This is a genomic window from Actinoplanes sp. NPDC051633 (assembly GCF_040681735.1).
Classification (GTDB): Bacteria; Actinomycetota; Actinomycetes; order Mycobacteriales; family Micromonosporaceae; genus Actinoplanes.
In genome coordinates this window covers 1-1837 of the sequence record NZ_JBFAZH010001389.1, presented here as the reverse complement: position 1 = coordinate 1837, position 1837 = coordinate 1, and the positions used below count along the sequence as shown (strand labels likewise).

General features: G+C 68.5%; 1 protein-coding gene and 1 pseudogene. Both read right to left on the bottom strand.

Annotation, left to right across the window (positions count from 1 at the left end):
- A partial coding sequence (locus tag AB0M20_RS41275; RefSeq protein ID WP_364306755.1) for an extracellular solute-binding protein occupies positions 1-1361 on the bottom strand: 1361 nt, incomplete at its 3' end.
- Positions 1362-1499: 138 nt separating this feature from the next.
- Positions 1500-1837, bottom strand: a pseudogene (locus tag AB0M20_RS41270) (hypothetical protein); the annotation flags it as partial.

Sequence of the window (1837 nt, the reverse complement as noted above, 5' to 3'; positions counted from 1 at the left end):
GCGCGTTTCGCGGCGCCGGCCGGGTCCAGCTCACCGCCGGTCATGGCGTTGACCGCCTTCGGCACCGGCAGTTCGCCGAGCGTCGCCCCGACCAGGGTGCCCTGCTTCTGCGGGAAGCCCCACCGCTGGAAGGTGTCCGGGCTCTTCTGCAACGCGGCGAGAACGTCCTTGGGGTAGACCTCGCCCAGCGGCTTCTTGGTGTCGACGCCGGCCGGCAGGCCGTTCCAGGCGGTGGTGAACTTCGCCGCGTCGTCCTGGGTGCCCTTGCGGACCGGGAACTTGCCCTCGGGCGCGATGCCGAGCCAGTCCGGGTAGCCCTCGTTCATCATGTACGCCACGAACTTCTTCGCCGCGTCGGTGTTCTTGCCGTCCTTGGTGATGGTCCAGCTGGTGATCTCGCCGAACTGGGCGGGCTGGCCGCCGGGACCGGCGATCGACGTGACCACGCCGCTGTTCTTGGCGAGGAAGGCCTTGTCGGACTTGCACTGCGGGCAGGTGGGCAGCGCGTCGTTGCGCAGACCGGCCATCTCGTCGAGCAGGAACGACGACCAGACCACCATCGCGGCCTTGCCGGAGAAGTACGTCGCGCGGGTGGTGTCGACGTCCTGGGTGCCCGGCACGGAGTAGTTCTTGACCAGGTCGTTGTACAGCTCGAAGGTCTGCACGCACTGCGGCGAGTCGAGTGTGATGGTCTTGTTGTCGTCGACCAGCTGGCAGCCGTTGCCGAGCGCGAAGTTCTCGAAGGTCTGCGCGGTGAACGCGTCGTTGGCAACTGTCGAGATGGTGATTCCGGCGGTCGCTCCGGTGTTCAGCTTCTGCGCGGCGGCGCGGATCTTGTCGTACGTGTCCGGCGCCTCCAGCCCGGCCTTGTCGAACAGGTCCTTGCGGTAGAAGAGCAGCTGCGCCCAGCCGTCGGACGGCACGGCGAGCTGCTTGCCGTCCTGGCTGGTCAGCTCGAGCGGGCGCGGCGAGAACGTGGCCGTCCCGAGCTGGTCGATCACGGCCTTGGCGGCCTCGTTGTCCAGCAGGTCGTTGCCGGCCATCTGGGCGACCGCGGCCAGCGGCAGCGCACCGACCACGTCCGGCATGGTGCCTGCCGCGGCAGCCGAGGTGATCAGGCTGCTGAACTGGTTCTCGTCGGTAGCGACGATCTTCACCTTGGTGCCCGTCGCGGCGGTGAACTTGTCCGCGATCCTCTGCGTGGCCTGAACCCGGTCGGTCTGGTTCTCCAGGCTCCACACGGTCAGCGACCCGCCGCCGGCCTCGGAGTCGCCGTCGTCGCCGCCGCATCCCGCCAGCGCGGTCCCGGCCACCAGGCCCATGATCAACAAGGCCGATACCGGCCGGAAATCGATCTTCATGAGATTGCCTCTCAGTGACGCATCGATGAGCACCGTCTTGCGATGGTTACCAGCGATCACATCAAGGTGACTTCCGGCGGACAAGAACCGACAGGTAACGATTGCCTCAGGCCGCCGCCGCTAACTGTCCGATCCCCGTCAGCCCTCGATGGTGGCCACGGGGATGCCCCCGGCCACCGCCCACTGCAACGCCTCACGGATCTCGTCGACCGGCAGCGGCCGGCGCCGGGTCACGGTCAGCGCCACGGTCACCGCGGGCGACACGAAGGCGTTGCGCTGAGACGCCTCCGCGAAGTCGGTGCCGATCCGATAGGCGAAGGCCAGCGCGTCGTCGTACGCGAAGCCCGGCAGGAACAGCAGGAACTCGCCGGACCCGACCCGGGTGGCCCGGTCCGCCGGCCGCAGCCTCGAGACCAGCACATTGATCGCGGCCTCCTCGTGCCGCGCGGCGGTGCGCCCGACCCCGTGGATGCCGC